The organism is Kitasatospora sp. NPDC048194 (assembly GCF_043202455.1).
In the GTDB taxonomy this organism is placed as follows: domain Bacteria; phylum Actinomycetota; class Actinomycetes; order Streptomycetales; family Streptomycetaceae; genus Kitasatospora.
Genome location: NZ_JBIDAK010000004.1, coordinates 72,302 through 88,578, shown reverse-complemented (window position 1 = coordinate 88,578; position 16,277 = coordinate 72,302). Strand labels below are relative to the sequence as shown.

The 16,277-nt window shown below is 73.6% G+C and carries 11 protein-coding genes, 1 tRNA gene and 1 pseudogene; 8 read left to right on the top strand and 5 right to left on the bottom strand.

From position 1 onward, the window contains the following. Positions 1-3: 3 nt before the first annotated feature. From ACGF07_RS07325 to ACGF07_RS07315, 3 genes are read right to left on the bottom strand one after another with little or no spacing between them, the layout of a single operon-like run. On the bottom strand, positions 4-846 hold the full coding sequence (locus ACGF07_RS07325; protein ID WP_392896205.1) for a carbohydrate ABC transporter permease: 843 nt from the start codon (positions 844-846) through the stop codon (positions 4-6). After that, positions 843-1,784 (bottom strand): carbohydrate ABC transporter permease, encoded by a 942-nt coding sequence (locus ACGF07_RS07320; RefSeq protein ID WP_392896203.1) that lies wholly within the window; start codon positions 1,782-1,784, stop codon positions 843-845. The genes ACGF07_RS07325 and ACGF07_RS07320 overlap by 4 nt, the downstream gene beginning before the upstream one ends. After that, positions 1,781-3,040 carry an extracellular solute-binding protein gene (locus tag ACGF07_RS07315; RefSeq protein WP_350735600.1) on the bottom strand — a complete coding sequence of 420 codons (1,260 nt, stop codon included), beginning with the start codon at positions 3,038-3,040 and terminating at the stop codon, positions 1,781-1,783. Before ACGF07_RS07315 ends, ACGF07_RS07320 begins: the two co-directional genes overlap by 4 nt. A 294-nt stretch (positions 3,041-3,334) precedes the next feature. Between ACGF07_RS07315 and ACGF07_RS07310 the strand changes: the two genes are divergently transcribed. The 5 genes from ACGF07_RS07310 (at position 3,335) to ACGF07_RS07290 (ending at position 10,698) form a co-directional block, all read left to right on the top strand. After that, a complete protein-coding gene (locus ACGF07_RS07310; protein WP_392896200.1) occupies positions 3,335-5,932 on the top strand; it encodes a TIM-barrel domain-containing protein in 2,598 nt (865 codons plus the stop codon). Between the two features lie 194 nt (positions 5,933-6,126). After that, entirely contained in the window at positions 6,127-6,999 is an 873-nt protein-coding gene (locus ACGF07_RS07305; protein WP_392896197.1) for an SIS domain-containing protein, read from the top strand. Positions 7,000-7,021: 22 nt separating this feature from the next. Beyond that, complete coding sequence (locus ACGF07_RS07300; RefSeq protein ID WP_392896195.1) at positions 7,022-7,870, top strand: ketose-bisphosphate aldolase; 849 nt, start codon at positions 7,022-7,024, stop codon at positions 7,868-7,870. 48 nt (positions 7,871-7,918) lie between these two features. After that, positions 7,919-8,677: a DeoR/GlpR family DNA-binding transcription regulator gene (locus ACGF07_RS07295; RefSeq protein ID WP_350735592.1), complete on the top strand. Its 759-nt coding sequence runs from the start codon at positions 7,919-7,921 to the stop codon at positions 8,675-8,677. A gap of 206 nt (positions 8,678-8,883) precedes the next feature. After that, complete coding sequence (locus ACGF07_RS07290; protein ID WP_392896193.1) at positions 8,884-10,698, top strand: alkaline phosphatase family protein; 1,815 nt, start codon at positions 8,884-8,886, stop codon at positions 10,696-10,698. A gap of 395 nt (positions 10,699-11,093) precedes the next feature. Here ACGF07_RS07290 and ACGF07_RS07285 read toward each other — a convergent pair whose 3' ends face one another. Continuing rightward, complete coding sequence (locus ACGF07_RS07285) at positions 11,094-11,516, bottom strand: hypothetical protein (protein ID WP_392896190.1); 423 nt, start codon at positions 11,514-11,516, stop codon at positions 11,094-11,096. A 386-nt stretch (positions 11,517-11,902) separates the two neighbouring features. Between ACGF07_RS07285 and selA the strand changes: the two genes are divergently transcribed. Together selA and ACGF07_RS07275 are read left to right on the top strand one after the other, a co-directional pair. Next, positions 11,903-13,282 carry an L-seryl-tRNA(Sec) selenium transferase gene (gene selA, locus ACGF07_RS07280; RefSeq protein WP_392896188.1) on the top strand — a complete coding sequence of 460 codons (1,380 nt, stop codon included), beginning with the start codon at positions 11,903-11,905 and terminating at the stop codon, positions 13,280-13,282. Continuing rightward, positions 13,273-14,961, top strand: a pseudogene (locus ACGF07_RS07275) (GTP-binding protein); the annotation flags it as partial. The gene selA and the pseudogene ACGF07_RS07275, both read left to right, overlap by 10 nt. 83 nt (positions 14,962-15,044) lie before the next feature. On the opposite strand, the gene ACGF07_RS07270 reads toward ACGF07_RS07275, so the two are convergent. Continuing rightward, a tRNA-Sec gene (locus ACGF07_RS07270) sits at positions 15,045-15,140 on the bottom strand. A gap of 122 nt (positions 15,141-15,262) precedes the next feature. On the opposite strand from ACGF07_RS07270, the gene selD reads away from it, so the two are divergent. Beyond that, positions 15,263-16,267 (top strand): selenide, water dikinase SelD, encoded by a 1,005-nt coding sequence (gene selD / locus ACGF07_RS07265; protein WP_392896186.1) that lies wholly within the window; start codon positions 15,263-15,265, stop codon positions 16,265-16,267. The last annotated feature ends 10 nt before the right edge of the window (positions 16,268-16,277 follow it).

The following is a 16,277-nucleotide window of genomic DNA, read 5'->3' as shown; positions in this document are numbered from 1 at the left end:
TGGTCACCTGACCGAGCCCGCCGTCAGCCCGGACACGACGTGGCGTTCGATCACCGCGAAGAGGACGATCACCGGCACGATGGCCACCACCGAGGCGGCGAAGACGTAGTTCCACTGGACGCTGTAGGCGCCGATCATGTTGTTGATGCCGACGGTGAGCGGCTGGCGGTCGGTGGAGGTGGTCAGGGTGAGGCCCATGACGAACTCGTTCCAGGCCGCGATGAAGGTGAAGATGACCGCCGTCACCACGCCCGGCATGGCGAGCGGCAGGGTGACGCGGAACAGGGCGCCGATCCGCCCGTTGCCGTCGATCTGCGCGGCCTCCTCCAACTCGACCGGGATGGCGGCGATGTAGGCGCTCAGGATCCAGACCGCGAACGCGAGGTTGAACGCGGCGTTGGCGAGGACGAGCACCAGGACGGTGTCGAGCAGATCGAGCGTGAAGAACTCGCGGTACAGCCCGACCTGGAGCGCGGTGGGCTGGAACATCTGGGTGACCAGCACCAGCAGCAGGAAGGCCTTGCGGCCGCGGAAGTCGACCCGGGCGGTGTAGTACGCGGCGGGCAGCGCGACCGCCAGCACCAGCAGGGTGGAGCCGAGCGCCACCACCAGGGTGATCCGGAGGTTCTGCGCCAGCGTGGTGTCGGACCACACCCGGACGAACGAGGACCAGTCGAAGTGCCCGGGCAGGTACCCGCTGTCGCGCAGTTCGCCCGCCGGGCGTCCGGCGGTGACCACCATCTCCAGGTAGGGGAGCACGAAGATCGCGGCCAGCGCCCAGGCCGTGGCGGTGACCAGCACGGTGCGGGCGGCCGGCGGCTTCGCGCGGTGTCCCTGGCGGCTCATCGGCTGTCCTCCCCGTTCCGGCCGCTGACCCGGAGGAAGAGCAGCACCATGACGATCACGACGGCGAAGTTGACGACCGACATCGCCGCCGACTCCGCGACGTCGTAGCTCCGCAGCGTGTACATGAACACGGTGGTGGTGGCGGTGTCGGTGTTGGGGCCGCCCTGGGTCATGCCCCAGATGACGGGGAAGGAGTTGAAGACGTTGATCAGGTTGACGACCAGGGCGACCAGGAACGCCGGGCGCAGCAGCGGCAGGGTGATCCGCCGGTAGGTCTGCGCGCGGGACGCGCCGTCCACCCGGGCCGCCTCGTACACCTCGGCGGGTACGGACTGCAGGCCGGCCAGCAGGGTGTAGGTGGTGAACGGCAGCGAGACGAAGACCGCGACGAGCACCAGCCAGGGTTTGGCGTGGGCGGCGTCGCCCAGCCAGGCCTGCGGGCGGTCGATCAGACCGAGGTCCAGCAGCAGGCGGTTGAACACCCCGGCGACCTGGTCGAGCATCCAGCGGAAGCCGATCGACGTCATCAGCACGGAGGCGGCCCAGGGCGCGATGAGCGCCCAGCGGGTGATCCGGCGGCCGGGGAACTCCCGGTTGAACAGCTGGGCGAGCGCCAGGGAGATCACCATGGTCAGGCCGACCACGGTGACCGTCCACACCACGGTCCAGGTGAGGACGTCGGGCAGGCGGGGGTCGGCGAACAGCTTGCGGTACTTGAGCAGGCCGGCCGCACCGTGGTCGGTGCCGGTCGTGTCGACGCGGCGCAGCGAGGTGCGCACCATCTCGACGACCGGCCAGACGACCACGCCGAGGATGAGCAGGACGGCCGGTGCCAGCCAGGGCAGCGGGCCCAGCTTGCGCAGCAGCGACCGGTGCCGGGTCGGGGGAGCCGGGGACCGGACGGTGTCGAGCGTCTTGCCGGGGGCCGTCGTCGTCACTGCGCCGCCTGGACCGCGGCCTGCTGGAGGGCTGCCAGGCCCTTGGCGGGGTCGCTGACCGCGGCGCCGATCTGCGTCTTGACCTGGGCGGAGACGCCGGGCCAGGTCGGGTCGCTGAGCGGGTAGAAGGAGGCCGAGGGCAGGATCTTGAGGAAGGGTTGGAGGGCGGTCTCGTCGGGATCGGACTTCAGGGCGGTCAGCGCGGACTCGGTGACCGGCAGCAGGTGGTACTCCTTGGCGAACCTGACGGTGTTGTCCTTGCCGTAGGCGAAGTCCAGGAAGGCCCTGATCTGGTCCTTGTGACCGCGCTTCTTGAAGGCCATGACCCAGTCGGCGACGCCGAGCGTGGCGGGGGACGGGCCGTCCTTGCCGGGCATCGGGGCCCAGGTGACGTCCATGCCCTTGACGTCGTTCAGCTGGCCCGGGAAGCCGTTGAGCATGCCGACCTTGCCGGAGGCGAAGTCCTTGGTGAGGTCGGTGCGGTTGACGGAGGCGGGGCTCTGCTCGGTCAGGCCGGCGTCGACCCAGGCCTTGAGCTGGGTGAAGGTGGCGACGTTGGCCGGGGAGTCGATGGCGTACTTGCCGTTCGCGTCCTGGTAGCCGCCGTGGTTGCCCAGCATCCAGATGAAGGACTCGCCCTGGGCCTCCTCCTTGCCCAGGGGTATGCCGAGCGGGACGTCCACCCCGGCCTTCCGGAGGGCGGTGGCGGCGGCGGTGACGTCGTTCCACGTCTTGGGAGGGTCGGCCGGATCGAGGCCGGCCTTGCGGAACAGGGTGTTGTTGATCAGGAACATCCGGGCGCTGGAGACGAACGGAATGCCGTACTGGGTGCCGCCCTGGACGCCGGCCTTGGCGAGCGCGGGGACGAGGTCGGCGGCGGTCGCCGGGGAGAGGACGTCGCCCGCGGGGTACAGCATGCCGTTGGCGGCGTAGTCGGCGTAGCCGCCGGTCTGCAGGATGTCGGGCTGGTTGCCGTTCTGGACCATGGTCTTGACCTGGGTGTCGAGGTCGTTCCAGTTGATGACCTGGAGCTGCACCTTGATCCCGGGGTTGCGTTGCTCGAAGGCGGAGATGACGTCCTGCCAGTACGCCTGGGTGGGGTTCTCGCCGTTGGAGCCGTAGTCGGCCGCGACGAACCTGATCACGGTGGCGCCGTCGGCCGAGGTGGAGTCGGATCCTGAGCCCTTGCTGCACGCCGACAGGGCGAGCGCGCCGGCCGTGGTGGCGGCGGCGAGGGCGAGGAGTGGGCGCTTCATCTCAGTACCGCCTTCGCGGAGGGGGCCGGTGCCAGCCGGCCCCGGTGTCGGGAGGAGCGAGTTTTCTGCGTGAAGATGCAGAAGTCAATCGCAGAGCAAGCATGGTCGGACACCCATGTCCCCAGCTGTGCGCATTCTTAACCATTGAGTGAGCAGAAGTGAACTGATAGGGTCCTGCGCCGCACACCACCCTGACCTCCGTTGAATGGTGGCATGCTCATGCCCATCCCTAGGTGTTTACCTCCACCCCGCCCCCGGAGCATCCTGGTCGCCGTCGTCGCCCTGCTGTGCGGCATGCTCGGCACCGCCCCGGCGGCCCGCGCCGCGACGCCTCCGAGCGGCGCGCTCTCCCCGGCCCACCCCGCCGTCAGCTGGCAGTCCCCGACCTACGCGCAGGGCTCGGTGCCCGACCCCAAGCACTGCCCGAGTGCCGCCGAGGACCCGCAGGGCAAGGTCTGCGGGCGCTTCGACCTGACCGTCGACGTCCCCGCCGGGTACTGGCGGGACAACCCCGACGGAGGCGTCCCCGTCTCCGTCACCTGGCCCGACCCGGCCATGGAGTTCGACCTTTACGTCTACGACAGCACCGGCCGGGAGGTCGCCGAGGACGCCTCGGGCGCCGACCCCGCCTCCGCGGTGATCCCGGACGCCTCGGGCACGTACCAGGTCCTGGTCGTGCCGTACCACGTCACCGACGCCTCCTACACCGCCACCGCCCAGCTGACCAGGCCCACCACGGTCGGCGACGCCACCGGCATCAGTCGCGACGGCGACGGCTACCTGATCCGGGCCGCCGGCGGCGCCCAGGCCCGGGTCGACTTCACCACCGAGGACACCTTCCGTCTGCGGTTCTCCCCGGACGGCAGCTTCACCGCCCCGCCCGTGGGCGAGATGATCGCGACCACCCCGCCCGTCCTGAAGACCGTCCGGCAGAGCGACGAGGGCGACTACTGGGCGATCAGCTCCCGGGACGTGACGCTGCGCGCCTACAAGCACCCGCTGAGGTTCGCGCTCTACGCGGACGGCGACAGCAGACTCGTCTGGCAGGAGACCCGGGGCCTGACCTGGACCGAGGACGCGACGGCCCAGACCCTGGCCCGCGGACCGCAGGAGCAGTTCTACGGCGTCGGCGAGCAGAACGGCTCGTTCTCGCACCGCGGCCGGACCGTCCACGCCGCCAACGACTTCAACTGGAACGAGGGCGGTTTCAACAACTCCCAGCCCTTCTACCTCTCCTCGGCCGGCTACGGCGTCTTCCGGCACACCTACGCGCCCGGCACCTACACCTTCGGGGACCCGGTCACCACCGCCGAGCGCGAGCGGCGCTTCGACGGCTACTACTTCTACGGCCCGGACCTGAAGAAGGTCATCAGCGCCTACACCGACCTGGTCGGCAAGCCCTTCATGCCGCCCGTCTACGGCCTGGAGCCGGGCGACTCCGACTGCTACCTGCACAACGCCAACCGCGGTGAGCGGCACACCCTGGACGCCCTCCAGGTCGCCGACGGCTACACCGCCAACCAGGACCCGCTGGGCTGGATGCTGGTCAACGACGGCTACGGCTGCGGCTACGAGAACCTCCAGCAGACCGGCCAGGGCCTGCGGGACCAGCACGCCCAACTGGGCCTGTGGACGTCCACCGGCCTGCCCAACCAGGACGAGGAGGTCAAGGCCGGCGTCCGGGTGCGCAAGCTGGACGTCGCCTGGGTCGGCCCCGGCTACAAGTTCGCCCTCGACGGCTGCCGGACGGCCTACGACGGCATCCAGCGCAACAGCGACGCCCGCGGCTTCGTCTGGCTGCCGGTCTCCTGGGCCGGCGCCCAGCGCTGCGGCGTGCTGTGGAGCGGGGACCAGAAGGGCAGCTACGACTACCTCCGCTGGCAGATCCCCACCTACGCGGGCGCCACCATGTCCGGCATCGCCTACGACACCGGGGACGTCGGCGGGATCTTCGGCAGCGACCCCAAGGTGGGGACGCGGGACCTGGAGTGGAAGACCTTCATCCCCACGATCATGACCATGGACGGCTGGGCCGCCGCCGACAAGCAGCCCTGGCGGGCGGGCGAACCGTACAGCTCGATCAACCGGCGCTACCTGCAGCTGAAGGAGCGGCTGCTGCCCTACTTCTACACGCTCGCCGCCGAGGCCCACCGGAGCGGCGTGGGCGCGGTGCGGCCGCTGGTCCTGGAGTACCCGGACGATCCCAACACCTGGGGTGACGCGGCCAAGTACGAGTTCCTGAGCGGCAAGGACTTCCTGGTCGCCCCGGTCTACGAGGACTCCGCCGTCCGCAACGGCATCTACCTGCCCGCGGGCACCTGGGTGGACTACTGGACGGGCCGGACGTACCAGGGGCCGACGACCCTCAACGGCTACCAGGCGCCGCTGGACACCCTGCCGCTGTTCGTCCGGGCCGGTGCCGTGGTGCCGATGTGGCCCGAGGGGACGCTGTCCTGGCAGACCCGCGACACCGCCCGCCTCGACTACGACGTCTACGCCAAGGGTTCGTCCTCGTACACCCTGTACGAGGACGACGGCACCACCCGCGCCCGCGAGCAGGGCGCGTCCGCGACCCAGGCCGTCACCGTCCGCTCGGTCGGTCGGGGCCACGGCATGACCACCGTCGAGGTCGGGCCGAGCGTCGGTGACTACACCGGCAAACCGGCCGCCCGGGCGTACGGGTTCACCGTGCACACCGGCGCGGGGCCGGGCGCGGTGCTGCTGGACCACCGCGCGCTGGACGGCTTCGACTCGCGGGCCGCGTTCGACGCCGCGCCCTCGGGCTGGTGGTACGACGCGGCTGCCGGCGTGGTGCACGTGAAGACGCCGCAGCAGTCCACCGCCAGCGGGTTCTCGTTGCTGCTGGCCGGGGCCGGCCCCATCGCGGGCTGACGCGTCCGAGTCACCCGGGGACGGGGGCCTGCGCCCCCGTCCCCGGGTGACCTCCCTGCCCCCCGTGCCGCCCCTGCGCGAGGACCGCGATCGGTGCGCACGGTTGATCGATCCGCGGCTTCCGTAGTAAGAAGTAAGCAGTATTGCTCAGTATCGAGCATTCGAGGCGCAGTTTTGCGCACCTAAGGAGCGTCATGAGCCACGTCGAGCAGGAGATCGCCAGCCAGCCGAAGTGCTGGCGCCGGGCCCTGGAGCTGGATCCGGCCGGACTCCCCGAGCGCGGCGAGCGGGTGGCCGTGGTGGGGTGCGGCACCTCCCTGTACGTCGCCCAGGCGTACGCGGCGCTGCGCGAGGCCGCGGGACTGGGCGAGACCGACGCCTTCGCCGCCTCGGAGTTCCCGGCCACCCGCGACTACGACCGGCTGATCGCGATCAGCCGGTCCGGGACGACGACCGAGGTGCTCGCCGCACTCCGTCGCGCCCGGCACCTGCCCAGCACGGCGCTCACCGGCGATCCGGACACGCCGATCCGCGCGGACGCCGGCACCGTGGTCGACCTCGCCTTCGCCGACGAGGAGTCGGTGGTGCAGACCCGCTTCGCGACCACGGCGCTGACGCTGCTGCGCGGCCACCTCGGCCTCGCCCCGGCCGATCTGCCCGAGCAGGCCGAACAGGCGCTGGCCGAAGAACTGCCTGAAGGGGCCGCCGCCGCGGCCCAGTTCACCTTCCTCGGCACCGGCTGGACGGTCGGCCTCGCCAACGAGGCCGCCCTCAAGCTCCGGGAGGCCGCCGGCGCCTGGACCGAGTCCTATCCGGCGATGGAGTACCGGCACGGCCCGATCAGCATCGCCGCCCCGGGCCGGGTGGTCTGGTTCCTCGGCGAGCCGCCCGCCGGGCTGGTGGGGGAGGTGCGGGCCACCGGCGCGGCCGCCTCGGTGAGCGCGCTCGACCCGCAGGCCGACCTGGTGCGCGCCCAGCGCCTGGCGGTACGGCTGGCCGCGGCGGCCGGCCTGGACCCCGACCGCCCGCGCAACCTGACCCGCTCGATCGTGCTGACCAGGCCGTGACGGCCGGGAGCAGGAGGCCCTGATGCCCCAGACCGGAACCGGCGCAATCGTCACCCCCGCCGCGAGCGCGGCGCGCGGAGTCGGCGCCTTCAACGTCATCCAGCTCGAACACGCCCAGGCCGTCGTGGCCGGCGCCGAGGCCGCGGGTGCCCCGGTGATCCTCCAGCTGAGCGAGAACGCCGTCCGCTACCACGGCGCGCTCGCGCCGATAGCGGCCGCCGTGCTGGCCGTCGCCCGGGCCGCGACCGTACCGGTCGCGGTGCACCTGGACCACGCGACCTCCGCCGAGCTGGTCGCGGACGCGGTCGAACTGGGCTTCTCCTCGGTCATGTTCGACGCCTCGGCGCTGCCGTACCGGGAGAACGTCCGGGCCACCGCCGCGGTGGTCGAGCGCTGCCACGCGGCGGGCGTCTGGGTGGAGGCCGAGCTCGGCGAGGTCGGCGGCAAGGACGGGGTGCACGCCCCCGGCGCCCGGACCGACCCCGGGGAGGCCGCCGACTTCGTCGCCACCACCGGCGTCGACGCCCTCGCCGTGGCCGTCGGCACCTCCCACGCCATGGCCACCCGGGACGCCGTCCTGGACTTCGAGCTGATCGCCCGGCTGCGCGCCGCCGTCCCCGTCCCGCTGGTCCTGCACGGCTCCTCCGGCGTGGCCGACGGCCACCTGGCCCGGGCGGTGGCGCACGGCATGACCAAGGTGAACATTGCCACCCAGCTCAACCGGGTCTTCACCGGTGCCGTCCGGTACGTCCTCGGCGCCGATCCCGGGCTGGTGGACACCCGCCGCTACCTCGGTCCGGGGCGGACGGCGGTGGCCACGGAGGTGACGCGCCTGCTGGGGGTGCTCGGGGCCGCCACCGCTCGATCTTGACTGAACATGGCAAGTCCGAGCAGCTGTGGCCGGAGATACAATCCGACCATGCTCAAAGCTGATCGCGCCGCCCGGATCCTGTCCCACATCGCGGAAGTGGGCAGCGCCGACGTGCACGCGCTCGCCGATCTGCTGGGGGTGTCGGGCGCGACGGTGCGGCGCGACCTCCAGGAGCTGCACGACCAGGGGCTGCTGCACCGCACCCGCGGCGGCGCGGTGACCGGGGCCGTCAACCTCGAACTCCCCTTGCGGCACCGCAGCGAGAAGCAGCAGGAGGAGAAGCGCCGGATCGCCCGGGTGGCCGCCGAACTGGTACCGGACGGTGCGGTGGTGGGCCTCACCGGCGGCACCACCGCCACCGAACTGGCCCGGGTGCTGGCCGAGCGGGGCAAGGTGACGGTGGTCACCAACGCCGTGAACATCGCGGCCGAGCTGATCGTCCGTCCGGAGGTCCGCCTGGTCGTGATCGGCGGCATCGCCCGCTCGGCCAGCTACGAACTGGTCGGCCCGGCGGCGGACGCCATGCTCCAGCGCTACCACCTCGACCTCGCCTTCATCGGCGTGGACGGCCTGACGGTGCAGGAGGGCTGCACCACCCACGACGAGATGGAGGCCCAGACCGACCGGGCCTTCCTGCGCAGCAGCGCCCGTTCGGTCGTGCTGGCCGACCGGACCAAGATCGGCCGGGTGACCTTCGCCTCGATCTGCCCGCTCGCCGAGGTGCACGACCTGGTGACGGACTCGGGGGTCTCCGCCGAGCAGGAGCGGGCGATCGCCGACGCCGGCGTCCGGGTGCTGCGCGCCTGAGCGGCGGTCCGACCGCCCCGTCGTCTCGTCGTCGCGCCGGGGCGGGCAGGGGCGAGGCGGGGCCGGGAGCGTAGCGCACGCGCAAAGTTGTCTGGTCAAGTTCGACCGGCGTTCTTCCGCCGGACAGTGCCGACCGGTACCTCTATGTCGCGCCCATGGCGGACAGCCATGGCACCCACCCTCACCAACGGGACGAGGTACCCCCCATGCGACTGCGTCGGAGCCCCCTCGGCGGAATGCTCGCCACCCTGCCCCTCCTCGGCGCGCTGGCCGTCGCCGCGCCCGGCACCGCCACCGCGGCGGCCACCAGCGGCAACCTGATCGTCAACGGCGACGCGGAGGGCGGCGGTTACTGCACCACCGACTGGAGCGCCGCCAGCACCGTCCCCGGCTGGACGGTCCAGGCCGGCGGCATCAACCAGATGTGCCACTCGGTGGGCTCCTTCGGCCTGCCCTCCGACGGCCGGACCCCCGGCAGGGCCTTCTTCGGCCCCGGCAACTTCGGCGACGGCGCGATGTCGCAGACCGTCGACGTCTCCTCGGCGGCGGGCGCGATCGACGGCGGGGGAGTGCACTACAACCTCGCGGCCTGGCTCGGCGGTTGGACCACGTACGGCGGCTACGCCGCGGTCAGCCTGCACTTCCGGGGAGCCGACGGCAACCCGCTCGGCGCGACCGCCAAGCTGCCGACCGTCTCCGCCACCGACCGCGGCCTGAGCACCGCGTTCCTCTCCCGCAGCGCCACCGGCGCCGTCCCGGCCGGCACCAGGTCGATTCAGGTCGAGGTGCAGTTCCTGTCCACCTCCAACGAGACCGGCTACCTGGACAACCTCTCCCTCACCCTCGACACCCCGGTCAACGCGCCCGCCCCGCTCACCCCGCCCCCCTCCGCCGTGCCGGGCTACGACCACGTGTTCACGGTCATGATGGAGAACACCGACTACTCCCAGATCATGAACGACCCGGCGGACACGCCGTACATCCACAGCCTGATGGCCCAGGGCGCCACCCTCACCGACGCCCACGGCGTCTACCACCCGAGCGACGAGAACTACCTCGCGATCGCCGGCGGCGACACCTACACGAAGGGCGCCACCTACTGGCCCAACATCAACTCCCCGCAGCGCAACCTCGGTGACACCATCGAGGACGCCGGCAAGACCTGGAAGGCCTACGAACAGGGCATGGGCACGCCCTGCAACACCAACAAGAACTACGACAGCTCCTACATGCCCGACGACGCCCCGTTCATCAACTACACCGACATCAGCGGCAATCCGGCCCGCTGCGCGGCGCACCTGTTCGACACCTCGCAGCTGACCGCCGACCTGAAGTCCGCGGCCACCACGCCGAACTTCTCCTGGATCGCCGCCGACGACTACTACGACGGCGAGGGCTCCGGCAACGGCAACGCCACCAGCCTGAAGACCCAGGACGGCTGGCTGCGGCAGACCCTCGCCCCGGTGCTCGCCTCCCCGGCGTGGACCCAGCAGCGCTCCCTGCTCCTGCTCACCTGGGACGAGAGCGAGAGCGAGGGCTACAACCACCTCGCCACCGTCGTCGTCGGCTCCCAGGGCACCGTGCCGGCCGGCACCAGCAGCCCGCTGCACTACGACCACTACGGCATCGGCCGCACCATCGAGTCCGCCCTGGGCCTGCCCGGGCTGACCGGCAACGACACCTACGCCACCCCGCTGAACGCCGCCTTCGCCCCCTCCAGGGCCGCCGGCCCGACGCTGACCGGCGACCTCGGCGCGGTGGCCAACGGCGGCAACGTCACGCTCCGCTACACCCTGCCGACCGCCGCCCAGGCCGGCCCCAAGAACTGGGTCGGCATCTACCCGGCGGGCGTCACCCCCGGCTCGCGCTCCGCGCTGACCTGGGCCTACACGCCGAACCAGAGCGGCGCGGTCACCTTCTCCACCGGCAAGCTGAACGGCGCGGGCGCCTACGACGCGTACTACCTGGCCAACGACGGCTACTCGGTGCTGGCCGGCCCGTTCCGGCTGACCGTCGGCTGAGGCCGGCCCCCGGCGGTCCGTCGGCGGCCCGGTGCGGTGGAGTCCCACGGACCCAGCCGCACCGGGCCGCAGGGCTCAGCCCAGACGCGCCGCGCTGGGCCCGGTCGCCGGGTCCGGACCGAGGCCCAGGAGAAAGGCCGCCCGTGCGGCCAGCTCGTCGTCCCCGGCCCAGCCCCGGGCACGGAGGTCCGAGACAGCCGTTGCGCCGGCGCCGCCGCACTCGGCAAGCGGCGGACCACCGCGTCGCCGACCTCGTCCGTGACCTGCTGCAGCACCTCCACCGCCGGCGCCGGCCATTCACCGGCCGCCCGTGCCGCGCGCACCCGCCCCGCGTACTCGCCGCCCCACCTCCCCGCCACGGCTCCGCCGTATCCGGCCCCGCACACGCGCGGACGTCAGACCAGGACCCTCCGGTGCGCGCGCAGGAGCGGGACGACGGCCACGGCGGCGACGCCCTGGGCCACCGCGGCGATCACCTTCTCGGTGAACCAGACCGGTTCGTACATGTCCGGCAGCGGCCCGATCGACCCCACGTCGACGTAGCGGTACAGCAGCAGGAGCACGAGGCCGCCTGCCGCGACCAGGAAGGCGAAGGCCAGCGCCGACAGGCGCGGGCGGATCAGGACCAGCAGCGCCGCGAGGGCCGCCAGCCCGGCCTCGGCCCGGAACAGGTCGCCCTGGCTGATCGGGTTCGCCACCGGGTCGTACCGGTCGGCGAGATCGGCGTGGACGTAGGCGTCGACCGCCAGCCCCGCCACGGTGAGCCATCGGAGCAGGTCCAGACCCGGCCGTCTGGTGGTGTACGGCGGGAACGGCATCGCAGCCACCTCGCATCGGCCGAAGCAACAGGGTCCCGCCCCGCCTCCAGTGTGCTCGTCGGGCGTCGCGGACGGAACCCGCGGCCGGGCACCCGCGGCGGGCGGGGCCACGCAGTTTCGCCGCTCCCCAGCGTGTCGGTGGACGAAGCCGCAGGGCCGAGCGGTCAGGCTGATCCCCACGTGACCGCCAGCCCGAAGGCCGAGACAGATCGATGCACCACGGCTCGACGCACTCCGGATCGACGCACCGCGGACCGACGTACCGCGGATCGACGCCCGACGGTTCGACGCCCGACGGATCGACGCACGGTGACCGGGCGTCGGATGCCGCTCGACCCGCGGCCGGAGGAGCCGGCGGAGGACGCGGACCCGATCCGCGCCGGGCGGTGCTCCGCACCGATGCCGTCCTGGCCGACCCCCGGTTGGCCGAGGCCGTCGGACGCCTCGGCCGGCCGATCGTCAAGGCCGCCGTGACGGACGCCCAGGAGCTCGCCCGGCAGGGGCTGATCGGCCCGGCCGAGGTCGCCGAGACGGCCCTCGGGTCGCTCCCGGACAGCGCCACCGCCCTGCGCCCCGTGCTGAACGCCACCGGCGTGCTGCTGCACACCAACCTCGGGCGCGCCGCACTCTCCGAGCCGGCCCGGCAGGCCGTCCTCGCCGCGGCCGGCGCGACCGACGTCGAGTTCGACCTCGCCTCGGGCGAACGGGCACCCCGGGGCCGCTCGACCGTACGGGCCCTGCTCGCCCGCGTCCCCGCCGCCCAGGCCGCACACGTGGTGAACAACGGCGCCGCCGCCCTCGTCCTGGCGGCCACGGCGCTCGCCCAGGGCCGGGAGATCGTCGTCAGCAGGGGCGAGCTGGTGGAGATCGGCGATGGCTTCCGCCTGCCGGACCTGCTCTCCTCGACGGGCGCACGGCTGCGCGAGGTCGGCACCACCAACCGGACGACCGTCGCCGACTACGCCGCCGCGATCGGGAGCGACACCGGGTTCATCCTCAAGATCCACCCCTCGAACTTCCGCATCACCGGGTTCACCGGAGCGGTCGGCGTCGCCGAACTCGCCGCGCTCGGCCCTCCGGTCGTCGCCGACATCGGCTCCGGCCTGCTGGAGCGCGAACCGCTGCTCCCGGACGAACCGGATGCCGACAGCTGGCTGCGGGCCGGCGCCGACCTGGTCACCGCGAGCGGGGACAAGCTGCTCGGCGGCCCGCAGTGCGGCCTGCTCCTGGGCCGCGCCGACGCAGTCCGGGCCCTCGCCCGGCACCCGCTGGCCCGGGCGCTGCGCGTCGACAAGCTGACCCTGGCCGCCCTGGAGGCCACCCTCACCACACCCGACACGCCCACCCGCCGCGCCCTGCGCGCCGGGGAGCGCGAACTGCGCACCCGTGCCCAGCGCCTGGCCGGGGTGCTGTCGGCGGAGGGCATCCCGGCCCGGGCGGTCAGCAGCCGGGCCGTGGTCGGGGGCGGCGGAGCGCCCGGCGTGGTGCTGGCCAGTTCGGCGCTCGCCCTGCCGGAGGAGTTCGCTGTCCTCCTGCGGCAGGGGCCGACGCCCGTGGTCGGCCGGACCGCCGACGGCTGCTGCCTGCTCGACCTGCGCACCGTCGCCCCGGAGGCCGACGACCGGCTCGCCGGGGCCGTCCGCGCCGCAGCCGGGGAACGGGGTCGCTGCGCCGGAACGCCACCGCAGGTCGCCGTCGCCGCACACGGCGCCGGCGGCGGCCGGGCCGTCGCCCGGAGCCAGACACCGGAGCGGCCGTGCACGTGATCGCGACCGCCGGCCACGTGGACCACGGCAAGTCGGCCCTGGTCCGCGCGCTCACCGGGATGGAACCGGACCGCTGGGCCGAGGAGCGCCGCCGCGGCATGACGATCGACCTGGGCTTCGTCTGGACCACCCTGCCCGAGGCCGGCGAGACCGCCTTCGTCGACGTGCCGGGCCACGAACGGCTGGTGACCACCATGCTGGCCGGCGTCGGCCCCGTCCCCGCCGTGCTGTTCGTCGTCGCCGCCGACCAGGGCTGGCAGGCCCAGTCCGAGGAACACCTCGCCGTCCTCGACGCCCTCCGCGTCCGGCACGGCGTCCTCGCCGTCACCCGCAGCGACCTGGCCGATCCCGCCCCGACCCGGGACCAGGCCCTCGCCCGACTGGCCCGCAGCTCCCTGGGCCGGGTCGAGCCGGTGGCCGTCAGCTCGCTGACCGGAGCCGGGCTGCCGGAGCTGCGCGCCGCGCTGGCCCGTCTGACGACCCGGCTGCCCCCGGCCGACCGGACCGGTGACGTCCGGCTGTGGGTCGACCGGACGTTCACCGTGCGCGGCCACGGCACCGTGGTGACCGGCACCCTCGCAGCGGGCACGATCTCCGTCGGCGACCGACTGCTCGCGGTGACCGGCCCCGGCGAAGGCCGACTGCTGCGCGTCCGCGGCCTGGAGAGCCTCAAGCAACCCCGACCGGCCGTCGGCGCCGCGGCCCGGGTGGCGGTCAACGTGCACGGCCCCGGGGCCGCCGACCTGCGGCGCGGCAGCGCCCTGCTGACCCCGGACCGCTGGCTCACCACCGACACCGTCGACGTCCGGCTCCGCGGGGACGCCGCCGCCGACCTGCCGCGGCGGCTCACCCTGCACCTCGGCACGGCCGCCGTCCCGGTCACCGTCCGCCCCCTCGGCACCGCCACCGCCCGACTCGCCCTCGACACCCCGCTCCCGCTGCGGATCGACGACGTGGCACTGCTCCGCGACCCGGGCCGGCACCGCATCGCGGGCGCGGCCACCGTCCTCGACCCGCGCCCGCCCCGGCTGACCCGCCGGGGCGCGGCGGCCGACCGGGCCCGCGAGCTCGACGGGTACCGGGGCGTGCCGGACGCCGCCGCGCAGCTGCGCCGCCGCGGCCTGATCCGCCGCCAGGAGTTCACCGCGATGGGCCTCACCCCCGCCGCACCGCCCGTCACCGCCGACTGGCTGTGCGACCCGGCGCACTGGTCGCGACTCCAGCGGCGGCTGTGCGAGGCCGTGGAACGCCATGCGGCCGAACGCCCGACCGACCCGGGCCTGCCGGTCGAGGCGGCCCGCCGCCAACTGGAGCTGCCGGACCGCTCCCTGGTCACCGCGCTGGTCCGGGCGCTGGCCGGCCGGCTCGACCAGCGTGACGGCCGGCTCTACGGCAGCGTCACCGCGCCGGTCCTGCCGCCCGCCGTACGGCAGGTGCGGGACCGGCTCGCCGCCCGGCCGTTCCACGCCCCCGAGGCGGCGGAGCTCACCGCGCTCGGGCTGACGCCGCAACTGGTCGCCGCCGCGGCCGCCTCCGGCGAGCTGCTGCGGCTCCCCGACGGCATCGTGCTGCTCCCGGACGCCGACCGGCGGGCGGCCGCCGCGCTGGCCCGGCTGGCCCAGCCGTTCACCACCAGCGAGGCCAGGATCGCCCTGGACACCACCCGGCGGGTCGTCATCCCCCTGCTGGAGCACCTCGACCGGCGCGGCTGGACGGAACGGCTCGACGCCGTCCACCGCCGCTGCACGGCCGCTGCGGCAGGTGGCGGAGACGGACGGGAATCGAACCCGCCTGTCCGAGATCCTCGGACACCTCGGTTTTGAAGACCGGGAGGGCCACCAGGCACCCGCACGTCTCCGCGTCAGCGCCCATGCAAGCGGGTGGGGCGCCGCGGATCAACGCACCACACCGGCCCGCCCGCCCGGACCGCCTGCACCGACCTGCCGCACCGACCCGCTGCACCGACCCGAGGGAACCGTCATGACCACCCGAGCCCCGATCCGACTCACCGGCTACGCCCGGGGCGGCGGCTGCGCCTGCAAGATCCCGCCGGGCGAGCTGGAGGCCGCGCTGTCCGGGCTGGTCCCACCCCCGGCCGCCGGGGCGGCCGACCTGCTGGTCGGCCTGGAGAACGGGGATGACGCGGCCGCCGTCCGCCTCCCTGACGGCGGTCCTGCGGTGATCGCCACCGCCGACTTCTTCACCCCGGTCGTCGACGACCCCTTCGACTGGGGGCGGATCGCCGCCGCCAACGCCCTCTCCGACGTCTACGCGATGGGCGGCACCCCGCTGGTCGCCGTGAACCTGCTCGCCTGGCCGCGCGGGACCCTGCCCTTCGAGCTGGCCCGGGAGGTGATGCGCGGCGGCCTGACGGTCGCCCGGCAGGCGGACTGCCACCTGGCCGGCGGGCACAGCATCGAGGATCCGGAGCCCAAGTACGGCATGGCCGTCACCGGCATCGCCGACCCCGACCGGCTGCTGCGCAACGACGCGGGCCGCGCCGGGCAGCCGCTGTCGCTCAGCAAGCCGCTCGGCACCGGTGTGCTGAACAACCGTCACAAGGCGACCGGCGAGCACTTCCCCGAGGCCGTCGAGACCATGGCCGCCCTGAACCGCGACGCGGCCCGGGCGGCGCTCGCCGCCGGGGCCCGGTGCGCCACCGACGTCACCGGGTTCGGCCTGCTCGGCCACCTGTACAAGCTGGCGCGGGCCTCGGGCGTGACCGCCGTGATCGACACCGCGGCGGTGCCGTACCTGGCGGGCGCCCGGGAGGCGGTGCGCGACGGCTTCGTCAGCGGCGGTACGCGCCGCAACCTCGACTGGGTGGCACCGCACACGGACTTCGGCCGGGTGGCCGAGGCCGACCGGCTGCTGCTGGCCGACGCCCAGACCTCCGGCGGACTGCTGGTCGCCGGGGAGGTGCCCGGCGCGCCGGTGATCGGGGAGCTGGTGCCGCCGTCCGGCCGCGCCCTGGTGCTGCGCTGAGCGCGGCTCG

What these genes read in the sequence shown, in the direction of transcription:
- ACGF07_RS07325 (WP_392896205.1), bottom strand. Translation starts at nt 846, where the DNA reads ATGAGCCGCCAGGGACACCGCGCGAAGCCGCCGGCCGCCCGCACCGTG.
- ACGF07_RS07315 (WP_350735600.1), bottom strand. Translation starts at nt 3,040, where the DNA reads ATGAAGCGCCCACTCCTCGCCCTCGCCGCCGCCACCACGGCCGGCGCG.
- ACGF07_RS07310 (WP_392896200.1), top strand. Translation starts at nt 3,335, where the DNA reads ATGCTCGGCACCGCCCCGGCGGCCCGCGCCGCGACGCCTCCGAGCGGC.
- ACGF07_RS07305 (WP_392896197.1), top strand. Translation starts at nt 6,127, where the DNA reads ATGAGCCACGTCGAGCAGGAGATCGCCAGCCAGCCGAAGTGCTGGCGC.
- ACGF07_RS07300 (WP_392896195.1), top strand. Translation starts at nt 7,022, where the DNA reads ATGCCCCAGACCGGAACCGGCGCAATCGTCACCCCCGCCGCGAGCGCG.
- ACGF07_RS07295 (WP_350735592.1), top strand. Translation starts at nt 7,919, where the DNA reads ATGCTCAAAGCTGATCGCGCCGCCCGGATCCTGTCCCACATCGCGGAA.
- ACGF07_RS07290 (WP_392896193.1), top strand. Translation starts at nt 8,884, where the DNA reads ATGCGACTGCGTCGGAGCCCCCTCGGCGGAATGCTCGCCACCCTGCCC.
- ACGF07_RS07285 (WP_392896190.1), bottom strand. Translation starts at nt 11,516, where the DNA reads ATGCCGTTCCCGCCGTACACCACCAGACGGCCGGGTCTGGACCTGCTC.
- selD (WP_392896186.1), top strand. Translation starts at nt 15,263, where the DNA reads ATGACCACCCGAGCCCCGATCCGACTCACCGGCTACGCCCGGGGCGGC.